The following is a 24,310-nucleotide window of genomic DNA, read 5'->3' on the forward strand; positions in this document are numbered from 1 at the left end:
ACCTATTAACAAACGAACTATGACAGGCACACCAGCTCAACAGGATACCGAGGATTACAAACCGGTAAGTTTTTCGCAAACGGTACTTACCGAGCTCATGATCCCCGCCTACGCCAATTTCGGAGGAAAAATCCATGGGGGTATCCTGCTTTCACTGATGGACAAGATTGCCTATGTATGCGCAGCCAAGCATGCCGGTAATTATTGTGTAACCGCTTCCATTGATACGGTAAATTTTTTGGCCCCTGTAGAAGTAGGGGAGCTGGTGTCTCTGATGGCCTCCATCAATTACGTTGGAAACACCTCAGTTGTTGTGGGCATTCGTGTAATTTCGGAAAATGTGAAAACCAACCAGGTAAAACATACCAACACCTGTTATTTTACAATGGTAGCTAAAGATGATTTCAATAACCCTGTACAGGTTCCGGGACTGATATTGGAAAACAGGGAGCAGCTGAGACGTTTTATTGAAGCAAAAAGCCGTAAAGAGATCCGGGGCAATTACCGCAAAGAACTGGAAGCCGTAAACATCCCCGAAAAGGACGAACAATGTATGCATCTACTTGCCGGAGAGCGTTGCAGGATTTCCGGTTAGCCCTTTTCTTTTAAGTAATCGACAATCAGGCTTGCAGTACGTTCAGATGCCCCTGCAGCACCCATTTTTTCCGACAGTACGTTATAGTCGCCCAGCATTTTTTCCCTCACTTCCCCTTGTAAAAGTGGCTTAAGCGTATCCCTGATATTGCTGGCATTGCAGTCGTTCTGGATCAGTTCTTTAACTACCTCCCTGTCCATAATCAGGTTTACCAGGGATATAAATCTGATCTTAACCAGCATACGCGCTATGGCCACAGAGATACTTCCCCCCCGATATACCACCACCTGCGGTACATGGAACAAGGCGGTTTCCAGGGTTGCCGTACCAGATGCAACAATTGCTGCCCGGGCCACATTCAATAAGTTATAGGTTTGTGCAAAAACAAGGGTCACATTATCAGATTTGATAAACTGCCTGTAATAAGCTTCATCAAAACTCGGAGCCGCAGCCACCACAAAATGATAATCAGGAAAATTTGCAGTCACGCTCAGCATATCAGGCAGCAAACGTTCTATTTCCTGTTTGCGACTGCCAGGAAGCAGGGCAATCACTTCTTTTTGAAGCTGGTATTTCTCTCTGAATGCCGGATCTGGCTTGAAAAGCGCAATTTCATCCAGCAAAGGATTGCCTACATAATCTACTTCCATGCCCCAGTCGCGGTAAAAATCTACTTCAAAAGGAAGGATGCAGAACAGTTTATCTACAATCCGCTTTATTTTGAGTACCCTTTTCTGGTTCCAGGCCCATACTTTAGGCGAAATGTAATAACAAACCTTAATACCATTGGCTTTGGCAAATTCTGCAACCTTAAGGTTGAAACCAGGGAAATCAATCAGGACCAGTACATCCGGTTTATATTCCATGATTGCGGTCTTACAGGTCTTAAGGTTCTTAAAAATGGTGCGCAGATTCAACAACACCTCCGTAAAGCCCATAAAGGCCATTTCCGAGTAATGCTTATCCAGTATTCCGCTTTGCGCTTTCATTCTATCGCCTCCGAAATACCTGAACTCGGACTCAGCGTCAAGCCTCTTTAATGCCTTCATTAAATTGGCACCATGCAGATCTCCTGAGGCTTCTCCTGCGACTAAATAGTACTTCATTTACCTGTTGATTTTGTAAAAAAAGAAAGCAAATGCCCACAGAAAAGTTGCACTGATAATGCCTCTGCCTATGTTTTCCTTGTTCAGTTTAAAAAAATAATGCATTAAAAGTGCGTTTACCGCAATGCATCCGATGAGCAGCAAATCGGCCTTGGCCAGAAAGGCAAACCGATGCATCAGGTACCATACCAGGCTCAGCAATACACCCGGAACAACCAGACCTATGCCCAAGCCGGTAAATGCAGAGTTTTTGATACGGCTAAGTCTTTCCTGCATAATTACCCCAATGATGATCCGTCTGGCACCGGTGTATGTTTAGGCTGGGCCGGAGATACAGGTGAAATTCCCGGAACATCAAAACTCCAGGTGTTCAATACGGGAATAGCATGGTGGGCCGTTAAATCAAACTGCACTGGTACTACCGACACAAAACCATTTTCCAATGCCCATACATCAGTATCCTCTCCTTTATCGTAGTTTTGAAACACTCCGGTAAGCCAGTAATAGGGTCTTTCATAAGGATCTTTCCGTTCGTCAAACTCCTCTGCCCACTTGGCATTGGCCTGCCTGCAGATCTTGATCCCCTTTAAATCGGCTCCCTGCGGAAAATTGACATTGAGCAGCGTGGCAGGTGGCAAACCATGTTCCAGCACCTGTAATGCAATGGTTTTGATGAATTTTTTACAATGACTAAAATCTGCCTGCTGCGAAAAGTCATCCAGCGAAAAGCCAACAGAGGGAATATTTTCTATAGCGCCCTCTACAGCGGCCGACATGGTTCCTGAATAAATAACATTAATAGAATTGTTCAGGCCATGATTAATGCCAGACACACACAGATCAGGCTTTTTACCCTTAAAAATCTTGTTAACGGCCAGCTTTACACAATCAACGGGCGTGCCAGAGCATTTGTACATTTCTACCCCGGGATAAAGGTCCACAGCATCAAAGCGAAGTGGTTTTCCGATAGTAATGGCATGTCCCATACCCGATTGCGGCCCGTCTGGTGCCACTACCACCACATTTCCTATCTCCAGCATTACATCGATCAGGTTTTTGATGCCCGGTGCGGTAATGCCATCATCGTTAACTACTAAAATACTTGGTTTTGAATGCTTCTTCATCGTAAATTGATTAGATCTGCTGAACCGGCAATATGCTAAAATCACCCATTTTAGCATACAATGCCCCGTACAACATTTGTAGCAGTAAAAGTACAAGAATTAGGGCATAAAATTCAGCATTCGGCTTATATTTGGCTGTAACTTATTAATGCTGAATCTGTCCTATTCCCATAACAGGTTCACAACCATAAAAAAACAAATGATATTACTCATGAAAAACAAATTATTGCTGCTTGTCTGTTTTCTCATAACAGGTTCAGGCTTAATGGCACAATCTGTCTACCAATGGAAAACGGCGTCTGCCGGCGGGTATACGTATAAATACGTTACCAATGACCCTACCAAAGCCCGTTTCTACACATTAAAGAACGGCCTTACAGTTATTTTATCGCCAAACACCAAAGAGCCTGTAATCGATTTTCGCCTTGCTGTAAGGGCAGGTAGCAATACCGACCCAAAAACAGCCACCGGACTTGCGCATTATCTGGAACACATGCTCTTCAAGGGAACCGACAAGTTTGGTACTATGGATTATGCAAAGGAAAAACCTTTACTGGATAAAATTGAATCCCTGTATGAGCAATACCGGGGTACAACCGATGCTGCCAAACGCAAAGACATCTATACGCAGATAGATAAGCTATCGGGCGAGGCTTCCAATTTTTCTATTGCCAACGAATACGACAAAATGATGAAATCGCTGGGTGGCAATTCCACCAATGCACATACCTGGTACGAAGAGACCGTTTACAAGGAGGATTTCCCATCAAATGCAGTAGACCAGTTCCTGGCGCTGCAGGCCGAACGTTTCCGCGCTCCCGTTTTCCGTATTTTCCACACTGAGCTGGAAGCGGTTTACGAAGAAAAGAACCGTGGTCTCGACAACGATTCCTGGAAGATCAATGAGCAGACTTCTGCCCTGCTGTTCCCAACCCATAACTACGGCCAGCAAACTACCATCGGTACCATCGAACACCTTAAAAATCCTTCATTGGTAGAAATCAGGAAGTACTATAACAAGTATTACGTTCCAAACAATATGGTGATTGCATTTTCCGGAGATTTTAATCCCGATGAAATGATCAAAAAGGTAGACAAGTCTTTCGCCTATATGAAAGCCAAACCTTTTGAGCTGTATAACCCTGCACCTGAAAAACCGCTGAGCAGTATACAAAAAATTGACATCTATGGACCAAGTGCAGAAAGCGTAAGGCTATCTTACAGGGGTTATGCCGAAAGCACAGACCAAAGCATGCTGCTTGACCTGATCTCCAGTATTCTTTCGAATGGAAAGGCAGGTCTGCTGGACATCAACCTGAACAAAAAACAAATGGTGTTAAGTGCAGGAGCAGGATACCAGCAAATGAAAGACTATGGCATTTTTACCCTCATGGCCCAACCTAAACAAGGTCAGTCCCTTGAACAGGCACAACAACTTTTGCTGGAGCAGGTCAGCATCCTTAAAAAAGGAAATTTTGATGAAAGCCTCATCAAAGCTACAGTAGCGAACAGCAAGCTGGGCTTACTGGAATCATTTGACAACAATACTTTCCGCGTAGAAGCGCTTACCAATGAGTTTATTTTAAACCGTGGCCAGAACTGGAACAAATCATTGAACGGTCCGGACGCCATGGCAAAAGTAACCAAGAAACAAATCGTTGATTTTGCCAACCAGTTCTTTAAAGACAACTATGTTGTAGCCTACAAACATAAAGGCGAAGACAAAAACATTGTGAAGGTTGACAAACCGGCTATTACCCCTGTAAATACCAATGCAGGACAGGTTTCTGATTTCGCTAAAAACCTGCTTGCGCAGCCGGTTAAACCAATTTCCCCAAAATTCCTGGACTATAAAAAAGACCTGAATTTTGGCAAAACCGGAATAGCAGACATCATTGCTGTTCAGAATACAGACAACAGCATTTTCAGCCTGTCGTACCGTTTTGATATGGGTGCATGGAACAACAGGCTGCAGCCCTATGCAGCGCAATACCTGAGCTTTTTGAGCACCGACAAATATTCGGCAGAGCAGATCAGCAAAGAGTTTTATAACATTGCCTGCAACTATAGCTTTAGCGTAAGTAACGAAATCGCCACCATCAGTGTAAGCGGATTACAGGAAAACTTTGAAAAAGCAGTAAGCCTGGTCGAGCATATTTTTGCCAATTGCAAAGCCGACGAAAAAGCATTGGAAGGCTTAAAAGCACGGATCCTGAAATCAAGGGAAAACAATAAGGCCAGCAAAGATGCAATTATGAATGGCTTAACCGCTTATGCCCAGTATGGCGCCAGCAATCCTTTCAATTATACGCTGAGCAACGAAGAGATCAAAAACATTACTTCAGCACAACTGCTGGATATCCTGCACAACATCAGCAATTACAAACATACCATTACTTATTACGGACCAAAAACACTGAATGATTTTACTGCAGCTATAGCTAAGCTTCACAAGCTGCCTAAGGATTTTACTCCTGCAGCACCGGCAAAAACCTTTGCCTATGCTACCAATACCAGCAACCAGGTTTATTTTGCAGATTATGACATGGTGCAATCTGAAATCCGCTGGGTACGCAACGGCGGACTATACAATGCCGGGTGGTCGCCAAAAGTAACCCTTTTCAACAGCTATTTTGGTGGTGGCATGGGATCTGTGGTCTTCCAAACCATCCGCGAATCCAAAGCCCTGGCCTATTCAACTTTCGCCGTGTTTTCTTCCCCGGACAAGAAAGAAAAGCAATACACAATGGTAGCCTATGTAGGCAGTCAGGCAGATAAGATGAATGACGCCGTTAATGGGATGAATGAATTGTTAAATGATCTGCCCCAAAACGAAAAGGCTTTCGAAGCTTCAAAATACAATGCCCTGAATGGCATTGAAACCAGCAGAATTACGAAAACCGGCATCCTTGGCGCTTATTTTTCCGACAAGAAACTGGGCTTCGACCACGATTCGAGAATGGACGAATATGCAGGCTTAAAACCCCTAACCTTTGGCGATATCAAATCCTTCCATGCAAATAACGTAGCAAATAAAACCTACAATTATTGCATCGTTGCATCCGAAAAAAAGGTAAAAATGGAAGACATGCAAAAATTTGGCGCAGTAAATAAACTGACACTGGAACAGATTTTTGGATACTAATAAAACACTATAAAGTTAAAAATGCGCATCTGATGAGTATCAGATGCGCATTTTTATTTTGCAGCCCACAACTTGTATAATTACCTGCTAAGCATTAACTTTAAGCTGATGCGGAAAACCCTGGCTCTACTCCTTTCGCTTGTGCTGCTGGCACTATTACCTACTCATTTGAACGCACAATGGGCGCAGCAAACCGCTCTTTCAGACCAAATGCAGTATTACGCTTACAAAGAACCCGGCTCAAAGTTATTTGTCCACTTTGATAAAACAGTTTACACCAATAACGAGACCGTCTGGTTTACAGGCTACCTGCTTAACCTAAGACCTTCAGAGGTCAGACTTCATGAATTGCTATCGGTAGCATTAGTCAGGGCAATTGACAGTGTTGTTATCGTCCAGGAGAAATACCAGATCATCAACGGCCTCGCTTTTGGAAGCATGATACTCCCGGATTCTATGCTCACAGGCAATTACCATTTTCAGGTAACCACCAATCGTGTAAGCCGTGGAATACCTGAGCTGAGTTTTGCACAACCGCTTATCATCAAGACCAACATTGAGCCTTCGTTTAAGGCAAGCCTGAAATTACTTCAAGCCGGCGTCCCGGGAAAATCCCCACACAAAGTACTGGTTTCTGTACTTTCCAGGGAAGCCCGTTTTCTGCCCAAGCCCGTTGCCATCAGCTATAATTACGGACAATTGCACAAAAAGGCGGCAACCAATGCCTCAGGTGAATTCATCATGGATATTCCTGAAACAGAGAACCTCACCGACCCAAATGTTTACACCAAATTAAAGTATGGAAAAGACAGCAGCTACCTTAACCTCCCGCTGCCTGTAACCAAAAGAAGGGCACATGTGGGGTTTTACCCCGAAGGGGGCAACCTGGTCTTTAACCTGCCATGTAAAGTAGCCTGGGAACTGAAAGACCAGCAGGGAGCAGTGGTTACATCAAAGGCTCTGTTGTATGCCGGGGCTGAGCTTGTAGATACCATTGAGACGAACAGCTACGGCGTTGGTAAATTTATATTGGTACCTCAGAAGGACATTACTTACCGGATCAAACTCCTTCATAGCGCTTTTGCCGACAGCAACTATGTAATTCCCAAGGCTGTAGAAAATGGCCTGAGCATAAGCTTCAGCACTGGTATTCCTACCGACACACTTGTGTTCCGGCTCACCAGCACGAACCCAGGCAAGGTGGCTTTGCGCCTGCACGATTTCAGGGCTACCTATGTTTACAATGAGCTGCCCATCGGCAATACGCCAAGCAATATTAAAATCCCTCTCGGAGATGTTCCCCCGGGCTTAAAAACACTTACCCTATCCGACAGTCTGGGCAGGCCACTTGCTGAACGATTGTTTTATGCCCACTACCAAAACAAACAGAAAGTTCAGGTTAGCACCGACAGGCAAAGCTATGGCCAGCGTGAAAAGGTAAAGCTATGGCTTAACCTGAATCAGCCCGACACGATAGCCCTGGTTTCCATTGCCTGCGTGCAGGAAAACCGGCTACCTCCTTCCATAACCACCGATATTGAAAGCTATACAAAACTGAGCAGTGAGCTAACCGATTTACCTGCGGCACCCGATAGGCGAGGAATAGCAAATCGACAGTATCTGGAAGATATCCTGTTGGTAAAAGGCTGGAGAAGATACAATTGGCAGCATATTTTGCAGGCCAGCCCGGCCGACACACTCAAAACCTATGATGCGCTTCCGCTTAGAATTCAGATCAGAAGGCATGATAAGGCCCTGAAGTCGGCAGTAGAATTGGGCATCATGAGTGCCGGCAGATTAACCTTTAAAAAGAGTGATCTCAAAGGCGACGTACAGTTCGACAATTCTGAACTGCTGGTTGCCCCAGGCTCAAAAATACAGGCCATCGTTATGGGAAAAAACCAGGACACTTATGGAATGCAGCTGAACGACCCTTTTATTAAACTCAACAAAGATTATACAAAACTGATTGCGCCTCAAAGAACAATTATTCCTTCAACCATCCAAAATAACACAGAACTTACGCTCAAATCAAACGAAAAGGTGAATCGCCTGCGTGAAGTAGAGATCAGAGCTGGCGGAGACCAGACGCTAAATTATAAGCATGGTGCAAATGAATGCGGAGACTATGTATGCAGGTTCAATATCCTCAATTGCCGCAACCATCTCAGCGACCCTGGCAATAGGCACCCCATACCCGGACAAACGTACACAGATGGATTGGGCGGAGGCATTATTGTATATCAGCTCTGCAAAGACGAAGAGCGAAGACGCTTCATTATGCCCCTACCCGGAATTTATACAAAAAAAGAATTCTACGTTGATCCTCATACTGAACCCCTGGAACCAGCTTTTGAATCTACCCTGTATTGGAACCACGGACTGATCATAGGAAAAGAAGCAAAGGAACTCGTATTTTATACCGGAGATATCACCGGAAAATTCAGGATAGTGGTGCAGGGCATGTCCACTACAGATGTTTTGTACGGTCAATACACCATCGAAGTCAAGGCCAAATAAAAAAGCCCCCGTTATACGAGGGCTCTGATATTTTGCAGGACATTATTTTAATTGTCCGGACTTTTCTATGATTTCCGTTACTACCGTTGGGTCTAATAAAGTAGAGGTATCACCAATCTGGGAAGTTTCCCCTTCGGCAATCTTCCTCAGGATACGGCGCATAATTTTACCGGACCGTGTTTTAGGCAAACCAGACACAAACAGGATCTTATCCGGTTTGGCAATTGCGCCGATTACACGGGTTACGGTCTGCAATATATCTTTACGGGTAAGGTCTTCATCATTGTGCACATTGGGGTTGATCACAAAGGCATAGATCCCCTGCCCTTTTACATCATGCGGATAGCCGACCACAGCGCTCTCTACCACCCCGGCATGCATATTTATTGCATTTTCTACTTCAGCTGTTCCTATCCTGTGACCGGATACATTGATCACATCATCCACCCTTCCGGTAATCCGGTAATAACCATCTTCATCTCTTAAGCAGCCATCTCCGGTAAAATAAAGGTCTTTATAAGTAGAGAAATAAGTAAGCTTACAACGTTCGTGATCACCATAAGTAGTACGCAGCATACCCGGCCACGGGAATTTGATGCACAAATTGCCATTCACGCCGTTACCTTCTATTTCTCTGCCCTGCTCATCAACCAGAATCGGCTGTATACCTGGCAAAGGCAAGGTGGCAAAACTAGGCTTGGTAGGTGTCACATAAGCAATCGGTGAAATCATGATTCCGCCTGTTTCTGTTTGCCACCAGGTATCTACAATAGGGCATTTGCTCTTGCCGATATTTTCATCAAACCAATGCCAGGCCTCTTCGTTTATGGGCTCTCCTACAGAACCAAGAACCCTTAGTGTGCTTAGGTCTATACCCTTAAGCGGCTCTTCGCCAAAACTCATCAGCGAACGGATGGCTGTAGGCGCAGTATATAAAATGTTTACTTTATGTTTTTCAACCACCTGCCACATGCGCGAAGCATCAGGATAGGTAGGGATCCCTTCAAACATCAATGTAGTTGCACCCTGAGAAAGCGGCCCGTATACGATATAAGAGTGGCCTGTGATCCAGCCGATATCGGCTGTACAGAAAAACACTTCATCCGGCTGGTAATTGAACACATTTGAAAAGGTATAACCTGCATACACCATGTAGCCGCCGATGGTATGTACGACACCTTTTGGCTTACCTGTAGAACCTGAAGTATATAAAATAAACAACAAGTCTTCCGCATCCATTTCCTCAGCAGGGCAATTGGTGTCTACCAGTTTAATTTCATCTTCCCACCATACATCCCGGCCCTTGAGCATAGATACAGCCATGCGGGTATGGGTAAGTACGATCACTTTCTCTACCGTCGGACAACCGATCAGGGCATCATCTATAACTTCTTTTAACTGGATCTGCTTATTTCCTCTGAATGCACCATCGGCAGTAATCACTACTTTACATTCTGCATCATTGATACGGTCTGCAATAGATTTGGCCGAAAACCCACCGAACACCACTGAATGTATTGCACCAATACGTGCACAGGCCAATACGGCCACTGCAAGCTCAGGCACCATTGGCATATAGATACATACCCGGTCGCCCTTTTTAACGCCATTCTTTTTCAGCACATTCCCAAAGCGGCAAACCTGCTCGTGCAATATTTTGTAACTTAATGTAATACTCTCTTTCTGAGGGTCATTTGGTTCCCAGATAATGGCCGGTTTATCTCCATTCTCCGCAAGATGACGGTCCAAACAGTTTTCAGTAATATTCAACTTAGCCCCTTCAAACCATTTGATATTTGGCTCAGAGAAGTTCCAGGACAATACTTTGTTCCATTTCTTTCTCCATTGAAAGTTATTGGCTATCCCTTCCCAAAATTGTTCAGGGTAATCTACACTATACTGATACGTTTTTTGATACTCGTCAAAAGATTTAATTTGCATGGTTTAATTTGTTTCAGATACTAAAGGTCAAATATAACTTTATTAAAAAGCTATCAAAACTTTTAGTGTATATTTTACATCATAAAATGCCAAAATAATTGAAACATTCAAAAAACGGTTACGTAAACATAAATCAAAATGGCATTTTTTAGTCGCAATACTGAAACGGGATAAACTCATTTCTCCATTTGTTTCTCCAGCTTCGCATGCGCATGGTTTGCATTGAGCAGAATGAGGTCGGCATAAGATTGCAGATACATCTCAGCCTGCTTCTGGTCCTGGGCATGGTTCAGTAAAAGCGCAAGGTCATTCATCTCCATCTTTAATGCGGGTGTTAGGGGAACAGTGGCCATTCCATTTGTCCGGTTAGCAATTAAGCCACTGTTATAACTATCGGGGTAGCGCTCCAGAAAACCCGTCAGAAAGAACTGATTGAACAACAGCACCCAGCCCTCCCCTATGAATTTTTCGGTATCAAAAGCATATCCGGATCGGATAAAAATAATTTCGTCACCATCAATCAGCCATACGAGGCGGCTCCATAAACTTGTGTGTAATTTTGTGTCCCGGTTATATTGTTCCAGCCGGGTAATGTTGATACTCAAACCTGTTTCCATAAAAAATGTAATAGGAAAGCGCCTTCATACAGTTAAATTATTAATATTTAATTAGTTAGTACGAAAGTAAATAATTAAATGCAAAATGTAAAAATAACTGTCTGTTTGCACCAATAACAAAAAATATACCTTCTCAGAAAGCGCATTGGAAAATTTTGGCTTTTTCAGCCAAAGGTTTTTTCCAGTAGTATCTATTGTCATTAGCCTTCAAGAGGGCTTCGCCGTTTCTGCGCCTGAAGAGAACGGTTTATTTTCACTATCTCATTGAAAATAAATTAAAAATATTTTAAACCTCCCTTGACCATTACAAATATTATACTGATATTTGCAAACTCTTAAAAAAATAAGAAAGTATAATTAACATATAAATAAAGGCATGTCAAGAGTTTGTGATTTAACCGGAAAAATGGCGATGACAGGTTTTAATGTTTCTCACTCAAACGTTAAAACTAAGCGTAAGTTTTATCCCAACTTACAACTTCAGAAATTTTATATTCCTGAAGAAGATCGTTGGATAACACTGAAAGTATCTACTTCAGCGATCAAAACCATCAATAAAATTGGTATTACTGAAGCGATCAACCGTTTCGTTAAAAAAGGATATTTGTAAATAACACTGGTTGATGTGAATCAACCTTAAGACTAATAAAATGGCAAAAAAAGGTAACAGAGTACAAGTTATTCTAGAGTGTACAGAGCATAAAACTAGCGGCATGCCTGGTATGTCTAGATATATCTCTACTAAAAACCGTAAAAACACTACTGAGCGTTTGGAATTGAAAAAATTCAACCCTGTATTGAGAAAAGTAACGGTACACAAAGAAATTAAGTAATACATTTAGTACTAACTAAATACAATCCATTAAATCATGGCAAAGAAGGTAGTTGCAACCCTTAAAACGGGTAAAGGAAAAGAATATTCAAAAGTTATTACAATGACTAAATCACCTAAAGGTGCTTATTCTTTCAAAGAAGTTATTGTTCACAACGATCACGTTCAGGATGCTATCACTGCATCTAAAAAATAATTTTAATATTTAATAATATTAAAGCCGTCCCTTTTTCCCGGGAGGGCTTTTTTTGTTTTGTTATACATTCGTATGGGCTTATTCGATTTTTTCAAGAAAAAAGAAACCGCACCTGAAGCACAAGAGGCTCTGGATAAGGGATTAGAAAAAACAAAAGAAGGTTTTTTTAGCAAAATCACCAAGGCTGTTGCCGGTAAATCTACCATTGATGATGATGTGCTCGACAACCTCGAAGAAGTACTGGTTACCTCTGATGTAGGGGTAAGCACAACATTAAAGATCATCGACCGCATAGAGCAGCGGGTGGCTAAAGACAAATACCTGTCCACTTCAGAACTGAACCATCTGTTACGTGATGAAATCCAGCTCCTGCTGGCCGAAAACAACAGCAACGATTTCCGCCAGTTTGAATACGGACAGCATAAGCCTTACGTAATTATGGTGGTAGGAGTAAATGGTGTAGGCAAAACCACCACCATTGGTAAACTTGCCCACAAGCTGAAAGCCGAAAACCTTAAAGTGGTATTGGGTGCAGCTGATACTTTCAGAGCTGCTGCAGTAGAACAGATCAAACTCTGGGGCGAGCGGGTTGGCGTGCGTGTAGTTGCCCAGGCTATGGGCTCAGACCCTGCCTCAGTTGCCTACGACACCCTCCAGTCGGCAGTTGCCAATGGCGAAGACGTGGTTATTATTGATACCGCCGGCCGTTTGCATAACAAAGTTGGGCTCATGAATGAACTGGGAAAAGTTAAAAACGTAATGCAAAAGGTAATTCCTTCCGCACCACATGAAATATTGCTGGTGCTGGATGGTTCAACCGGACAAAATGCTTTCGAGCAATGCAAACAGTTCACAGAAGCTACCGATGTGAATGCTCTGGCCATTACAAAACTAGACGGAACAGCAAAAGGAGGCGTAGTGATCGGGATCTCCGATCAGTTTAAAATACCTGTAAAATATATAGGTGTTGGCGAAGGCATGAACGACCTGCAATTATTTGATAAAAAGGCTTTCGTAGACAGTCTGTTTAAATAACTATATGAATACTAAAATAAAATCCACCATTATACCCGTTAAAAAACCTAAAATCAATGTCATCACCCTGGGCTGTTCCAAAAACACCTATGATTCTGAGGTGTTGATGGGGCAATTGCGTGGAAACAGTATGGATGTGGTCCATGAAGCCAATAAAGTAGGCAAAGATGACATCGTTGTCATCAATACCTGTGGATTTATAGACAATGCCAAACAGGAATCTATTGATACCATACTGCAATACAGTCAACTCAAAGATGAAGGAAAAGTAGGAAAAGTAATTGTTACCGGATGCCTTTCTGAACGTTATAAACCTGAGCTCGAGGCCGAGATCACCAATGTTGATGCATTTTTTGGCACCAACGATCTTAACAATCTGTTACACTCACTGGGTGCCAATTATAAACACGAATTGATTGGGGAACGTTTGTTAACCACCCCTTCGCACTTTGCCTATTTTAAAATAGCCGAGGGCTGTAACCGCCCCTGCTCTTTCTGTGCCATTCCCTTAATGCGTGGCAAACATGTTTCGCGCGATATGCAGGAACTGATAAATGAAGCTAAAATACTGGCCGCCGGCGGAACGAAAGAACTGATCCTGATTGCCCAGGACCTCACCTACTATGGCCTGGACATTTACGGAAAGCGTAACCTTGATGAACTGCTGCGCAGACTGTCTGATGTAAACGGAATTGAGTGGATCAGGCTTCAATATGCCTACCCTTCGGGCTTCCCGATGGAAATTCTGGATGCCATGAACGAGCGCGAAAACATCTGCAAATATCTGGATATGCCTTTACAGCATATTACAGATAACATGCTGAAATCTATGCGTCGTGGTATCACCAAACAAAAAACCATCGACATCGTAAACCAGATCAGAGATAAAGTGCCCGGCATCGCTATGCGTACCACCCTAATTTGCGGTTACCCTGGCGAGACAGAACAGGATTTTGAAGAAATGATGGATTGGGTGGAAGAAACCCGTTTCGACAGATTGGGCTGCTTTACTTATTCGCACGAGGAAAAAACCCATGCGCACAGCCTGGTTGATGACGTTCCTGAAGCAGTGAAACAAGAACGTGTGGATGCCATTATGGAATTACAGCAGGGAATCTCGTATGACATTAATCAGGAAAAAGTAGGAAAAACCTATAAAGTGCTGGTCGACCGAAAAGAAGGTGATTTCTTTATCGGACGTACAGAATTTGATTCTCCCGAAGTAGACAACGAAGTTCTGATTGACGCCAGTACAGGCTATGCCGCCAATGGCAGTTTTGTCAAAGTAAAAATCGACCGTGCGGAAGATTTCGATCTATATGGACAGATTGTAAAATAAAAGCCGCAAATTAAGAATTATGGTTTATTAACTTAAATTCGTGGCAATGCAGGCTAAATACATCTCTTATCAGGAAACCAATGCTTTCTCGGCAGTTGTACTGGATTACATCAGCGGAAAAGATCAGTTAAAAAGCTTTTATAAATACAGCCCGGATTTTAATGGCTTTAATGAGGTCATTAAAAACCGGAACTTCAGTGGCGATAGAACCGTCCTTGTAAAAACCCTTCAACAGCAATATGCATCGGTCAAAACGCCGCCCCCTGTTGCTGAAAACATCAGCCTGCTGCAAGACGAAAAAACCTTTACCATCACTACAGGCCATCAGCTGAACATATTTACCGGCCCACTGTATTTTATTTACAAAATTGTAACCGCAATAAACCTGGCAAAAGAACTAAAGGATAAGTTTCCGGAGTATAATTTTGTCCCTGTTTACTGGATGGCTACCGAAGACCACGACTTTGAAGAAATCAACCACATTAAAATTGAAGATAAGACCTTAACCTGGAGCAAGCAGGCTGCAGGTGCAACAGGAAGGCTGGATACTGCTGACATTGCAGATACCCTGATTGCTTACAAAGGCTATCTTGGCATCAGCGAAAATGGTCACTGGCTTGCCGAATTGGTTAGCAATGCCTATAGCCGCCATAAAAAACTGAGCGATGCGACACGCGACCTTGTCAACGCCCTCTTCGGGAAATACGGTCTGGTTTGTATAGATGCCGATGATCGTGAACTGAAAAAGCAATTCTCCGAAATCATCTGTCAGGACATTACCGAACAAAACAGTTTCAAATTTATCAGCCAAAGCAACGCCCGGCTCGAAGCACTTGGCCATAAGCCCCAGGTAAACCCAAGGGAAATCAATTTCTTTTACATGACGGAGGGCCTGCGGGAACGTATAGTTCAAGAAGATGGTCGGTACAAGGTAATGAATACAGCCATTGCTTTTAGCGAAACTGAGCTTAAAACCGAGATCACAAACTATCCGGAGCGGTTTAGCCCCAATGTAGTGATGCGCCCGGTATACCAGGAAGTGATCCTTCCGAACCTCGCTTACATTGGCGGAGGAGCAGAAGTGACCTACTGGCTGCAGTTAAAAGCTAATTTCGACTATTATCAGATCGGCTTCCCGGTACTGTTGCTAAGAAATTCTGCGATGGTTATCGACCAGCGTAGTGAAACCCGGATGCAGATTTTGGGCATCAGCCACAAACAGCTCTTTAGTCCTACCGAAACCCTCAAAAGTGACTGGGTAAAGGCTCATGTGAATCTGCAGCTTTCGCTGGATGATGAAGAACGTGCCATAAGAGCAGTTTTTGACCAGATTAAGCTCAATGCCTATAAGATTGACAAAAGTCTCTCTCAATCGGCCGATGCCGCCAAAACCAGGGCCTTAAAGCTGGTTGCCAACCTGGAGCAAAAAATGCTGAGAGCTGAAAAACGTAAACACAAAACATCTCTTGCACAGCTGGAGAACTTAAAGCTTAAACTTTTCCCCTCAGGCGTACTGCAGGAAAGGGTGCTAAATATTGCCCCCATGTATGTTGCCTATGGCGACGACTTTATTGAATCACTGATCAATCATTTTAAACCTCTGGATCATCAGTTTACCGTATTATTTGCCTGATTAACATGACTTTTTATACTTTTAGCGAACAGCAGCTGCGCAGATTTACAGAAAACGTATTTTTAACAATAGGCTGTCCGCAAACTGATGCCCGTCTTGCTGCCGATGTTTTACTGCGTTCCGATTTGCGAGGCATTGATTCCCATGGGGTTGCTCGCCTGAGTGGATACGTCAGGTTATGGGAAAAGAAACGCATCAATGCACAGCCCCTTATAAAAGTAGTACATGAAACCGCTACTACCGCAACTGTGGACGGCGATGGGGGTTTAGGCCTTGTAGTAGCACCATTTGCTATGAACATAGCCATAGAAAAGGCAAAAACCTATGGCAGTGGCTGGGTTTCCGTTAAAAATTCCAACCATTTTGGGATAGCAGGCTACCACTCGTTAATAGCCGTTGAACAGGATATGATTGGCATCAGCATGACCAATGCAAGCCCGCTGGTAGCTCCTACTTATGCTAATGAAAGGTTATTAGGTACCAATCCCATGTGCTATGCTTTTCCGGCCGGAAAATATCCTGCAGTTGTAGTGGATATGGCCACTGCTGCCGCTGCAAATGGAAAACTGGAAATTGCCCAGCGGTCAAATCAATCTGTTCCTGAGGGTTGGGTGCAGGATGCAGCAGGAAAAACTTCTGTAAATCCGAACCAGCTGAAAGAAGGCGGTTCTTTACTACCCCTCGGCAGTGATAAAGACCACGGCAGCCACAAAGGCTACGGACTTGGTGCAACGGTAGATATCCTTTCTGCAGTCCTGTCAGGCGCCAATTATGGCCCCTGGGTCCCTCCTTTTGTAGCGTTCCTCGACCCGCCAACCGACCCAGTCGGTGAAGGTATAGGCCATTTTCTGGGTGCCATGCGTGTAGATGGCTTCAGACCTGCGCAGGAATTTAAGGATCACCTAGACAACTGGATCACACGTTTCAAAACGGCTAAGACCATTGATCCTGAAAAACAGGTCATCATACCGGGAGAACCAGAATATAACTTTGAAAATGAGCGTAAAAAAAACGGCATCCCTTTAATAGATGCCGTTGTAAATGATTTAAGTGAGCTTGCTGCTAAACTTGGAATTGAAGGTTTATCCTAGTGAATTCCCCTCAGTAACCTGCCCCATCTTATTTTCTTAAAGAAAGAAGCATTGGTATCGTAACTCATCCAGATGAACAGCGCTTTACCCACAATGTGATCTTCCGGAACAAAACCCCAGTAACGGGAGTCGGCCGACCTGTGCCTGTTGTCACCCATCATCCAGTAGTAGTCCATTTTAAAAGTATAACTATCAGCCGGCTTATCATTGATCAGCCACCCTGTAGCAGCCTTTTCTACCTTGTTGCCTTCATAAATACGGATACTTCTTTCATAAAGTGGCATTGTAACGCTATCCAGCTTCACCGTCCAGCCTTTTTTGGGGATAATGATCGGCCCGAAATTGTCTACATTCCAGTTCCGGTTCTTATCATAAGGAAAAACATCACCCTCGCGAATATTATCCGCAGCAGTAAATTCCTTTACAGATTGAACAAAATCCAGTTTCTTCACTTCTGCCATCATAGGTGCTGTACCGTTAAAGATATATACTTTCGGGGTCATGGAACTTCGGATGTCCTCAGAAATATTAAAACCAAGGTCCTCAAAAACCGTAGGGTTCACATCAGCGGTTTTAAACACGACCTCATAGCTGATCTCACCTGTAGGCTTTAATTTTTCGGGCTTTCCATTTACAGAAACCAATCCATTCTTCATGCTTACGGTATCACCTGCTATACCTATACAGCGCTTGATGTAATTTTCTCTCTTGTCAACCGGCCGGCTGACAATCGTATATCTTGTATTGATTTCTTTCCAGCCTTCAGCCCTTACCATCTGATAGTAATCCACATCCTGCTGCTCCAAAGCAACTGTATCGCCCTGGGGGTAATTAAAAACTACTACATCATTTCTTTTGATATCTGATAAACCAGGCAACCTGCGGTATTTCCATTGTACGCCTTCCCAATAGGCCTTGGTACCGGTAACAGGCATGGTGTGGTGCGCAAAAGGAAAGGCTACGGGTGTCATCGGTATTCTTGCACCATAGTTCATTTTGCTCACAAAAAGAAAATCGCCCACCAATAAAGAACGCTCCATAGAAGCGGTTGGAATGGTATAAGCTTCGATAAAGAAAACCCTGATAATGGTAGCCGCAACTACAGCAAAAATAATGGCGTCTACCCATTCACGGCCTCTTGATTTCTTCTTTTTCGGCTTATTGCTGTCTTCCTGATTAGATTTTTGCCAGAATTTCCAACTCATATACTGTTATTTAAAATTAAATATATCGGCTATGTTATAAAAGCCCTGTTTATTTTGTAACCACTCTGCTGCAACCACTGCACCCAGCGCAAAGCCAGCGCGGTTATGGGCAGTGTGTTTCAACTCAATTTCATCGACCTCCGAACTGTAAAGGACCGTATGTGTACCCGGTACATTTTCAATCCTAAGCGACTCGATCAGCAACTGGTCTTTTTTCACTATATCATCAAACTGGGTACCTACCAGTTCGTTCACCCACTCGGTTTTCCTATCCATCTGCTCAATAATCCCTTCGGCAATGGTCATTGCCGTTCCGCTTGGCGAGTCCAGTTTCTGGGTATGGTGAATCTCCTCTACCTGCACTTCATAAGCCGGGTAATCGTTCATCAGTTTTGCCATCACCTTATTGATATGAAAGAAAAGGTTCACGCCTATGCTGAAGTTTGACCCATAAAGCAGGCTGTTGTTACGGCTCAGGCATTCATTTTTTACCTCCTGCAATTGGCCGTACCATCCGGTAGTACCTACAACCACCGGAACATTGGCGTCAAAGCAAGCGTAAATATTACTTAGCGCAGCATCTGGCGCACTAAAATCTATAGCCACATCAGCCTTGGCAAGGTTCGAGGTGGTTAAATCTTCTGTATTATCGATACTGATTTTCAGGACCACTTCATGGCCTCTTTCAAGGGCAAAACGTTCAATGATCTGTCCCATTTTACCATAACCGAGTAAAGCTATCTTCATCTTGTTTATTTTAAAAGCTAATTGCAATCTTAATTCCTGGTGCCGCACTGTTCATCCCGTACGTATAACCCGTATTGATCATATCCGGCCTTATCTTTATACTGGCCACATCGCCTACATCAAAATTGGCAAGACGTGCATCGATATAAGCTTCTATGATATTGAGCAGGTACAGACCAACATACGAAAAAATAATTACCTGTTTGTTCCTTCTGTAAATATCTTTTGCCTGGATCAGACGGTCGTCAGGTGTACTTGGATACAATTGTGTTTGTCCGGGATTCTCAGCCCTGTATTTCAGTTCATCAACAAAAAGATTGTACTTTTTGGAATTGTCTATATAAGAGATGGTAAGCAATGTGGCCCCGGTATAGATACCGGCCACCTTCAAGCCCCGGTAGATGGTCAAACCATTTCTGATCTGTCCCAGTCCAGGCAGCATGGCCGAGCGGATGGCAGCCCTTCGCCCGGCAATTTTACCCACATTGATATAGGGTTTTACGCTGTCAACAGTAGCCGTCTTAACCGTAGTGCTGTCCTTTTTTAGCGGCGTAACCTGCTGTGCCTTTCCTGTAAAAGCAGCAAAAAAAAGTAAGGCCGGCAACAGGAAAAGCTTATACATTACCAGTCCAATAACTCTAAGATCCGGTTCAGGTCATCATCAGACATGAATGGAATTTCGATGGCACCCTTGCCATTTTCGCCTACTTTCAGTTTCACTTTAGTAGCAAATTTGGAGGCCAGGTCTTTCTGTAGTTTCTGATATTCGGCGGGTACAGCTTTAGATTTAAGCTGGAACTTAGGCTTTACCTCAACACTATTGATACTTCTTACGAGTTCTTCAACCTTCCTTACAGAAAGCCCCTTATCAATGATCTCCTGATGAATAAAAAGCTGCTTATCTGCTTGCTCTACATTGATCAGTGCGCGGGCATGTCCCATAGAGATTTTCTGATCGCGGATAGAAATCTGAATGGCTGGCGGTAGTTTCAGCAAACGCAGGTAATTGGTTACCGTAGTGCGGTTTTTACCTACCCGTTCACCCAATTGCTCCTGTTTCAGATTACACTCATCCAGCATACGCTGAAAACTAAGGGCGACCTCTATAGCGTTTAAATTTTCACGTTGTATGTTCTCAATCAAGGCCATTTCCAGCATCTGCTGGTCATCGGCACTACGTACATAAGCAGGTATTTGTGTCAGCCCGGCCAGTTTGGAAGCTCTCAATCTCCGTTCACCGGAAATGAGCTGGTATTTATTGGCAGCCTGTTTTCTAACGGTAATAGGTTGTATGAGTCCCTGCACCTTAATAGATTCTGACAACTCGTTTAAAGCTACCTGATCAAATTCGGTACGGGGCTGAAAAGGATTAGTCTCAATTTCGCTGATGTTGATGAACCCAATGTTACTGGCAGGTTCCTGCTGTCTGGTTTCGCTTACCGGGTTAACGCCATTGTTCTTAGGCGGATTAACCGATTCGCTATCATCTAAAAGCGCACTTAATCCTTTACCTAAACCTGTTTTTCGCTGAAAAGATGTCATTAAAAAATAATTATAGAGTTGCCGTATTTACATCCTGTACTTCTGTGACCATTCCGTTTTTACGGACAATTTCACGGGCCAGGTTCAGATAATTGATTGCGCCCTTGCAATTTGCATCATGCATAATTACTGAAACACCATAACTTGGCGCTTCACTTAAGCGGGTATTTCTTTGAATAATGGTTTCAAAAACCAATTCCTGAAAATGCGTTTTCACCTCTTCAACCACCTGATTAGACAAGCGCAAACGTACATCATACATAGTCAGCAAAATACCTTCAATTTCCAGTTCAGGATTTAAACGGTTTTGGACTATTTTAATTGTGTTCAGCAATTTACCTAAACCTTCCAACGCAAAATACTCGCATTGCACCGGAATAATGACCGAATCCGCGGCCGTAAGCGCGTTAATGGTAATTAAACCCAGGGATGGAGAGCAGTCGATAATGATGAAATCATACTGGTCTTTAACCTTCTCCAGGACAGCCTTCATCTTATACTCCCTGTTGGTCAGGTTGATCATTTCGATCTCCGCTCCAACCAGGTCTATATGTGCAGGCAACAGGTCCAGGTTTGGTGTCTCTGTTTTTTGTATAGCATCTGTAGGCTCAATATCGTTAATGATACATTCGTAGATGCTGTTTTTGATATTTCTCGGGTCAAAACCAATACCAGATGTAGAGTTTGCCTGAGGATCTGCGTCAACCAGTAACGTCCTGTATTCCAGTACGGCTAAACTTGCGGCTAAGTTTATAGATGAGGTTGTTTTACCTACTCCACCCTTCTGGTTTGCCAATGCAATAATTTTACTCATTTATCTTTTTAATAATTTACCACTTATTTATTAGGGCTTAATTTACATTGAAGTAAATCTATAAAAAATGCTATTTTTGTAATGATTCAGGCATATTTTAACGATTAGCTAAGATACAAACTAAATGGCAAAGTTAGTACTAATGGCTTAAGTGTTTTACACATCTTATTAACAATTATTACATGGTAACCATCATATCGGGCACAAACAGACCGGGCAGCAACACCTTAAAACTGGCACAATATTATCAGAAAACACTGGCAGAAAAAGGGTTACAGACCACATTGTTTAACCTCGAAGAATTACCTGAAAACCTGATCTCAACAGATCTTTATGGAAAAAGGAGTGCTTCCTTTGAAACCATACAGGATCTGATTACCCAAACCAGCAAATTTCTTTTTGTAATTCCTGAGTATAACGGCAGCTTCCCGGGGGTTCTGAAAACCTTTATCGATGCCTGTAATTTTCCGGAAAGTTTTTACGATAAAAAAGCAGCTCTGGTGGGTTTATCTTCCGGCAAATATGGCAACATCAGAGGCATAGATCATTTTGGTGGTGTATGTAGCTACCTGCACCTGAACGTACTTCCATTAAGGATACACATAGCAGCCATTAAAACCGAGCTTAATGAAAACGGTGATTTATTTAAAGAAGATACCCTGAAGTTTACCGGCCAGCAGATGGATAAATTTATTGCGTTTTAAAGCTTAGCCAGTCAATCCCCTCATTGCCAAACACAAAAGATCCCGGGTGCAGCATTTCTGCAATGTCCTCAAGCAAAGCAACCAGGTCTTCCGGATCATCAAAATCAAGATCCTGCCCGTTCATCAGGTAAACCCTGTTATAGGCAACTGCAGGCCAGGTCTTTCCAAGCAATGGTGGAACAATCCCCATCAATTCCAGCATAGTACGCCCCTTTTCCATATAAATCACCACTTTTGCGGTATCTATAAAGTCATGCAGTAATCCTCCCGCATCCACTATTACTTCTTCGAGTGCATAATTGACCTTATTGCCAGCATCCAGGCAGGCAACAGGTACCCTGTCCATGAACTTTATTTTATGCTGAATTATATCTACACGTTCCTGAAGCTGCTCCCGCAGGGCCTCATCCTTAACTTTATTTATAACCGCATTTAAAAAAGACATATGAATATATTTATTACTTTGTACAAAATTACTATTCCTGAACCGATGCGCCGTATTATAAACAATATTTTTTCTGCACTGTTCATTCTGGCATTCGCAGCCTGTAAAAACAACTCTTCCGATACCGGAAAAAAGGTTTTTAACATGAACCTCGATCAGAATGTAACCTCGCTCGACCCCGCCTTTGCCCGCAACCAAAATGCGATCTGGATGATCAATCAGATTTTTAACGGCCTGGTTCAGGTAGACAGTGCATTGAACACCATACCCTGTATTGCCAAAACCTGGCAGATTGCAGACGACGGCCTTACCTATACCTTTAACCTTCGCAGCGATGTTTATTTCCACGATCATCCTCTCTTCCCTGGCGGAAAAGGGCCCAGGGTGGTTGCCCGCGATTTCTGTTATAGCTTTTACCGGCTCATAGATCCAAAAGTAGCCTCATCGGGTGGCTGGATCTTCAGCGACAAGATAAAAGACAGGAATAGTTTTATCGCGCTAAACGACAGCACCTTTCAGGTAAAGCTAACCAAGCCCTTTCCCGCCTTCATGAACCTGCTTACCACCCAGTACTGCTCGGTAGTACCACAAGAAATCGTGGAACACTATGGCAAAGATTTCAGGAGCCATCCTATAGGTACCGGGCCTTTTAAATTCAAATACTGGAAAGAGGATGAAATACTGGTATTGCTGAAAAACGAACATTATTGGGAAAAGGAAGGCAAGCAGCAGCTGCCCTACCTCGATGCGGTGAAAGTAACCTTCATCAGCGATAAACAAAGTGCTTTTATGAATTTCATCAAAAAGGAACTCGACTATTTTGACAAAGTTGATGGCAGCTACCGCGATGATATATTAACCAAAAGCGGCAAAATGACCAGTAAGTATAAAGGCAAATTTCAACTCAGAAAAGGCGCTTACCTCTGTACAGAATACCTGGGCATATTGGTAGATACCAGCAAGGTCATCGCAAAAAACTCTCCTTTGAAATATCAAAAGATACGGCAGGCTATCAATTACGCCATTGATAAACCCAAACTGATCAAATATTTAAGAAACAGCATTGGTGTACCTGCCACTTCAGGCTTTATTCCGCAGGGTATGCCGGGATTCGACAGTACTGCAGTTAAAGGTTACCACTATGAACCGCAAAAAGCGGCAAAGCTGCTGGCCGAAGCAGGTTTCCCTAATGGTAAAGGCTTACCACAGCTTACACTCAGTACTTCCACCACCTATAAAGACCTGATAGAGTTCATCCAGGGCGAGCTGGCTGCAATAGGAATCAACACCAGAGTAGATGTGAGTCCGAATGCCAGTCTGCGCGACCTGATCTCTAAAAATGGGGTCAATTTTTTCAGGGGCTCATGGATTGCCGACTACCCAGATGGTGAAAACTACATGGCGATGTTCTATTCCCGCAACAAAGTACCCAACGGGCCAAATTATACTGGTTATTTCAATCAGGAGTTCGACCGCCTGTTTGAAAAGAGTTATTACGAACGCGACAATAAAAAACGCTATCTGTTGTACCAGAAAATGGATAAGATGATTGTCGAATACGCCAATGTAGTGCCTATTTTATACGACCAATCCCTCATCATGACCCAAAATAACATCAGCGGTTTCTCACTTAATGCCCTGAACCTGATGGTACTCAAAACGGTAAAAAAAGAATAATC

At 43.3% G+C, this 24,310-nt stretch carries 23 protein-coding genes; 12 read left to right on the plus strand and 11 right to left on the minus strand.

Features of this window, described 5'->3' with window-relative positions; translation table 11 throughout:
- Nucleotides 1–19 precede the first annotated feature (19 nt).
- Complete coding sequence (locus ABIE26_RS10645) at nt 20–595, plus strand: acyl-CoA thioesterase (RefSeq protein ID WP_310143274.1); 576 nt, start codon at nt 20–22, stop codon at nt 593–595.
- Here the strand turns inward: ABIE26_RS10645 and lpxB are convergent.
- From lpxB to surE, 3 genes are read right to left on the minus strand one after another with little or no spacing between them, the layout of a single operon-like run.
- The gene (gene lpxB, locus ABIE26_RS10650; protein ID WP_310143271.1) at nt 592–1,701 is read right to left on the minus strand and encodes a lipid-A-disaccharide synthase; all 1,110 of its coding nucleotides are present in this window, start codon (nt 1,699–1,701) and stop codon (nt 592–594) included. The genes ABIE26_RS10645 and lpxB overlap by 4 nt on opposite strands.
- Complete coding sequence (locus ABIE26_RS10655; protein WP_310143269.1) at nt 1,702–1,977, minus strand: stationary phase survival protein SurE; 276 nt, start codon at nt 1,975–1,977, stop codon at nt 1,702–1,704.
- Between the two features lie 2 nt (nt 1,978–1,979).
- Nucleotides 1,980–2,825 carry a 5'/3'-nucleotidase SurE gene (gene surE, locus ABIE26_RS10660; RefSeq protein ID WP_310143267.1) on the minus strand — a complete coding sequence of 282 codons (846 nt, stop codon included), beginning with the start codon at nt 2,823–2,825 and terminating at the stop codon, nt 1,980–1,982.
- A gap of 211 nt (nt 2,826–3,036) precedes the next feature.
- Between surE and ABIE26_RS10665 the strand changes: the two genes are divergently transcribed.
- Together ABIE26_RS10665 and ABIE26_RS10670 are read left to right on the plus strand one after the other, a co-directional pair.
- Nucleotides 3,037–5,970 carry a M16 family metallopeptidase gene (locus tag ABIE26_RS10665; protein WP_310143264.1) on the plus strand — a complete coding sequence of 978 codons (2,934 nt, stop codon included), beginning with the start codon at nt 3,037–3,039 and terminating at the stop codon, nt 5,968–5,970.
- Between the two features lie 108 nt (nt 5,971–6,078).
- Nucleotides 6,079–8,490, plus strand: coding sequence for a hypothetical protein (locus tag ABIE26_RS10670; RefSeq protein WP_310143261.1), 2,412 nt, complete (start codon nt 6,079–6,081; stop codon nt 8,488–8,490).
- Nucleotides 8,491–8,532: 42 nt separating this feature from the next.
- Here the strand turns inward: ABIE26_RS10670 and acs are convergent, their stop codons facing one another.
- The gene (gene acs / locus ABIE26_RS10675; protein WP_310143259.1) at nt 8,533–10,431 is read right to left on the minus strand and encodes an acetate--CoA ligase; all 1,899 of its coding nucleotides are present in this window, start codon (nt 10,429–10,431) and stop codon (nt 8,533–8,535) included.
- A 176-nt stretch (nt 10,432–10,607) separates the two neighbouring features.
- A complete protein-coding gene (locus tag ABIE26_RS10680; RefSeq protein ID WP_310143256.1) occupies nt 10,608–11,048 on the minus strand; it encodes a hypothetical protein in 441 nt (146 codons plus the stop codon).
- A gap of 376 nt (nt 11,049–11,424) precedes the next feature.
- On the opposite strand from ABIE26_RS10680, the gene rpmB reads away from it, so the two are divergent.
- The 7 genes from rpmB to ABIE26_RS10715 all read left to right on the plus strand — a co-directional run bounded on the left by rpmB (nt 11,425) and on the right by ABIE26_RS10715 (nt 17,174).
- Nucleotides 11,425–11,658, plus strand: a complete 234-nt coding sequence (rpmB, locus tag ABIE26_RS10685) for a 50S ribosomal protein L28 (protein WP_084237516.1) — start codon at nt 11,425–11,427, stop codon at nt 11,656–11,658.
- 40 nt (nt 11,659–11,698) lie between these two features.
- A complete protein-coding gene (gene rpmG, locus ABIE26_RS10690; protein WP_015809322.1) occupies nt 11,699–11,881 on the plus strand; it encodes a 50S ribosomal protein L33 in 183 nt (60 codons plus the stop codon).
- A gap of 36 nt (nt 11,882–11,917) precedes the next feature.
- Nucleotides 11,918–12,076, plus strand: a complete 159-nt coding sequence (locus ABIE26_RS10695) for a DUF4295 domain-containing protein (RefSeq protein WP_084237517.1) — start codon at nt 11,918–11,920, stop codon at nt 12,074–12,076.
- Nucleotides 12,077–12,148: 72 nt separating this feature from the next.
- Nucleotides 12,149–13,111, plus strand: coding sequence for a signal recognition particle-docking protein FtsY (gene ftsY, locus ABIE26_RS10700; protein ID WP_310143238.1), 963 nt, complete (start codon nt 12,149–12,151; stop codon nt 13,109–13,111).
- A gap of 4 nt (nt 13,112–13,115) precedes the next feature.
- A complete protein-coding gene (rimO, locus tag ABIE26_RS10705) occupies nt 13,116–14,450 on the plus strand; it encodes a 30S ribosomal protein S12 methylthiotransferase RimO (RefSeq protein WP_310143234.1) in 1,335 nt (444 codons plus the stop codon).
- A gap of 46 nt (nt 14,451–14,496) precedes the next feature.
- Nucleotides 14,497–16,083 (plus strand): bacillithiol biosynthesis cysteine-adding enzyme BshC, encoded by a 1,587-nt coding sequence (gene bshC, locus ABIE26_RS10710; RefSeq protein ID WP_310143232.1) that lies wholly within the window; start codon nt 14,497–14,499, stop codon nt 16,081–16,083.
- Between the two features lie 5 nt (nt 16,084–16,088).
- Entirely contained in the window at nt 16,089–17,174 is a 1,086-nt protein-coding gene (locus ABIE26_RS10715; protein ID WP_310143230.1) for an Ldh family oxidoreductase, read from the plus strand.
- Here the strand turns inward: ABIE26_RS10715 and lepB are convergent.
- From lepB to ABIE26_RS10740, 5 genes are read right to left on the minus strand one after another with little or no spacing between them, the layout of a single operon-like run.
- The gene (lepB, locus tag ABIE26_RS10720; RefSeq protein ID WP_310143227.1) at nt 17,171–18,379 is read right to left on the minus strand and encodes a signal peptidase I; all 1,209 of its coding nucleotides are present in this window, start codon (nt 18,377–18,379) and stop codon (nt 17,171–17,173) included. The two genes, ABIE26_RS10715 and lepB, sit on opposite strands and share 4 nt — an antisense overlap.
- A 6-nt stretch (nt 18,380–18,385) precedes the next feature.
- Entirely contained in the window at nt 18,386–19,126 is a 741-nt protein-coding gene (gene dapB, locus ABIE26_RS10725; RefSeq protein WP_310143225.1) for a 4-hydroxy-tetrahydrodipicolinate reductase, read from the minus strand.
- Between the two features lie 10 nt (nt 19,127–19,136).
- Nucleotides 19,137–19,748 (minus strand): DUF5683 domain-containing protein, encoded by a 612-nt coding sequence (locus ABIE26_RS10730; RefSeq protein WP_310143223.1) that lies wholly within the window; start codon nt 19,746–19,748, stop codon nt 19,137–19,139.
- A complete protein-coding gene (locus ABIE26_RS10735) occupies nt 19,748–20,668 on the minus strand; it encodes a ParB/RepB/Spo0J family partition protein (protein WP_310143220.1) in 921 nt (306 codons plus the stop codon). Before ABIE26_RS10735 ends, ABIE26_RS10730 begins: the two co-directional genes overlap by 1 nt.
- 10 nt (nt 20,669–20,678) lie before the next feature.
- Nucleotides 20,679–21,482, minus strand: a complete 804-nt coding sequence (locus ABIE26_RS10740) for a ParA family protein (RefSeq protein ID WP_310143215.1) — start codon at nt 21,480–21,482, stop codon at nt 20,679–20,681.
- A gap of 182 nt (nt 21,483–21,664) precedes the next feature.
- Between ABIE26_RS10740 and ABIE26_RS10745 the strand changes: the two genes are divergently transcribed.
- Entirely contained in the window at nt 21,665–22,186 is a 522-nt protein-coding gene (locus ABIE26_RS10745; protein WP_310143213.1) for an NADPH-dependent FMN reductase, read from the plus strand.
- Here ABIE26_RS10745 and ABIE26_RS10750 read toward each other — a convergent pair.
- Nucleotides 22,173–22,631 carry a hypothetical protein gene (locus tag ABIE26_RS10750; protein WP_310143211.1) on the minus strand — a complete coding sequence of 153 codons (459 nt, stop codon included), beginning with the start codon at nt 22,629–22,631 and terminating at the stop codon, nt 22,173–22,175. The two genes, ABIE26_RS10745 and ABIE26_RS10750, sit on opposite strands and share 14 nt — an antisense overlap.
- On the opposite strand from ABIE26_RS10750, the gene ABIE26_RS10755 reads away from it, so the two are divergent.
- On the plus strand, nt 22,632–24,308 hold the full coding sequence (locus tag ABIE26_RS10755; protein ID WP_310143209.1) for an ABC transporter substrate-binding protein: 1,677 nt from the start codon (nt 22,632–22,634) through the stop codon (nt 24,306–24,308).
- Nucleotides 24,309–24,310: the final 2 nt, after the last annotated feature.

The sequence above is a fragment of the Pedobacter africanus genome, from assembly GCF_040548825.1.
GTDB classification, from domain to species: Bacteria; Bacteroidota; Bacteroidia; order Sphingobacteriales; family Sphingobacteriaceae; genus Pedobacter; species Pedobacter africanus_A.

Coding starts and splice junctions, on each gene's coding strand:
- ABIE26_RS10645 (WP_310143274.1), top strand. CDS start 20: ATGACAGGCACACCAGCTCAACAGGATACCGAGGATTACAAACCGGTA.
- lpxB (WP_310143271.1), bottom strand. CDS start 1,701: ATGAAGTACTATTTAGTCGCAGGAGAAGCCTCAGGAGATCTGCATGGT.
- ABIE26_RS10655 (WP_310143269.1), bottom strand. CDS start 1,977: ATGCAGGAAAGACTTAGCCGTATCAAAAACTCTGCATTTACCGGCTTG.
- surE (WP_310143267.1), bottom strand. CDS start 2,825: ATGAAGAAGCATTCAAAACCAAGTATTTTAGTAGTTAACGATGATGGC.
- ABIE26_RS10665 (WP_310143264.1), top strand. CDS start 3,037: ATGAAAAACAAATTATTGCTGCTTGTCTGTTTTCTCATAACAGGTTCA.
- ABIE26_RS10670 (WP_310143261.1), top strand. CDS start 6,079: ATGCGGAAAACCCTGGCTCTACTCCTTTCGCTTGTGCTGCTGGCACTA.
- acs (WP_310143259.1), bottom strand. CDS start 10,431: ATGCAAATTAAATCTTTTGACGAGTATCAAAAAACGTATCAGTATAGT.
- ABIE26_RS10680 (WP_310143256.1), bottom strand. CDS start 11,048: ATGGAAACAGGTTTGAGTATCAACATTACCCGGCTGGAACAATATAAC.
- rpmB (WP_084237516.1), top strand. CDS start 11,425: ATGTCAAGAGTTTGTGATTTAACCGGAAAAATGGCGATGACAGGTTTT.
- rpmG (WP_015809322.1), top strand. CDS start 11,699: ATGGCAAAAAAAGGTAACAGAGTACAAGTTATTCTAGAGTGTACAGAG.
- ABIE26_RS10695 (WP_084237517.1), top strand. CDS start 11,918: ATGGCAAAGAAGGTAGTTGCAACCCTTAAAACGGGTAAAGGAAAAGAA.
- ftsY (WP_310143238.1), top strand. CDS start 12,149: ATGGGCTTATTCGATTTTTTCAAGAAAAAAGAAACCGCACCTGAAGCA.
- rimO (WP_310143234.1), top strand. CDS start 13,116: ATGAATACTAAAATAAAATCCACCATTATACCCGTTAAAAAACCTAAA.
- bshC (WP_310143232.1), top strand. CDS start 14,497: ATGCAGGCTAAATACATCTCTTATCAGGAAACCAATGCTTTCTCGGCA.
- ABIE26_RS10715 (WP_310143230.1), top strand. CDS start 16,089: ATGACTTTTTATACTTTTAGCGAACAGCAGCTGCGCAGATTTACAGAA.
- lepB (WP_310143227.1), bottom strand. CDS start 18,379: ATGAGTTGGAAATTCTGGCAAAAATCTAATCAGGAAGACAGCAATAAG.
- dapB (WP_310143225.1), bottom strand. CDS start 19,126: ATGAAGATAGCTTTACTCGGTTATGGTAAAATGGGACAGATCATTGAA.
- ABIE26_RS10730 (WP_310143223.1), bottom strand. CDS start 19,748: ATGTATAAGCTTTTCCTGTTGCCGGCCTTACTTTTTTTTGCTGCTTTT.
- ABIE26_RS10735 (WP_310143220.1), bottom strand. CDS start 20,668: ATGACATCTTTTCAGCGAAAAACAGGTTTAGGTAAAGGATTAAGTGCG.
- ABIE26_RS10740 (WP_310143215.1), bottom strand. CDS start 21,482: ATGAGTAAAATTATTGCATTGGCAAACCAGAAGGGTGGAGTAGGTAAA.
- ABIE26_RS10745 (WP_310143213.1), top strand. CDS start 21,665: ATGGTAACCATCATATCGGGCACAAACAGACCGGGCAGCAACACCTTA.
- ABIE26_RS10750 (WP_310143211.1), bottom strand. CDS start 22,631: ATGTCTTTTTTAAATGCGGTTATAAATAAAGTTAAGGATGAGGCCCTG.
- ABIE26_RS10755 (WP_310143209.1), top strand. CDS start 22,632: ATGAATATATTTATTACTTTGTACAAAATTACTATTCCTGAACCGATG.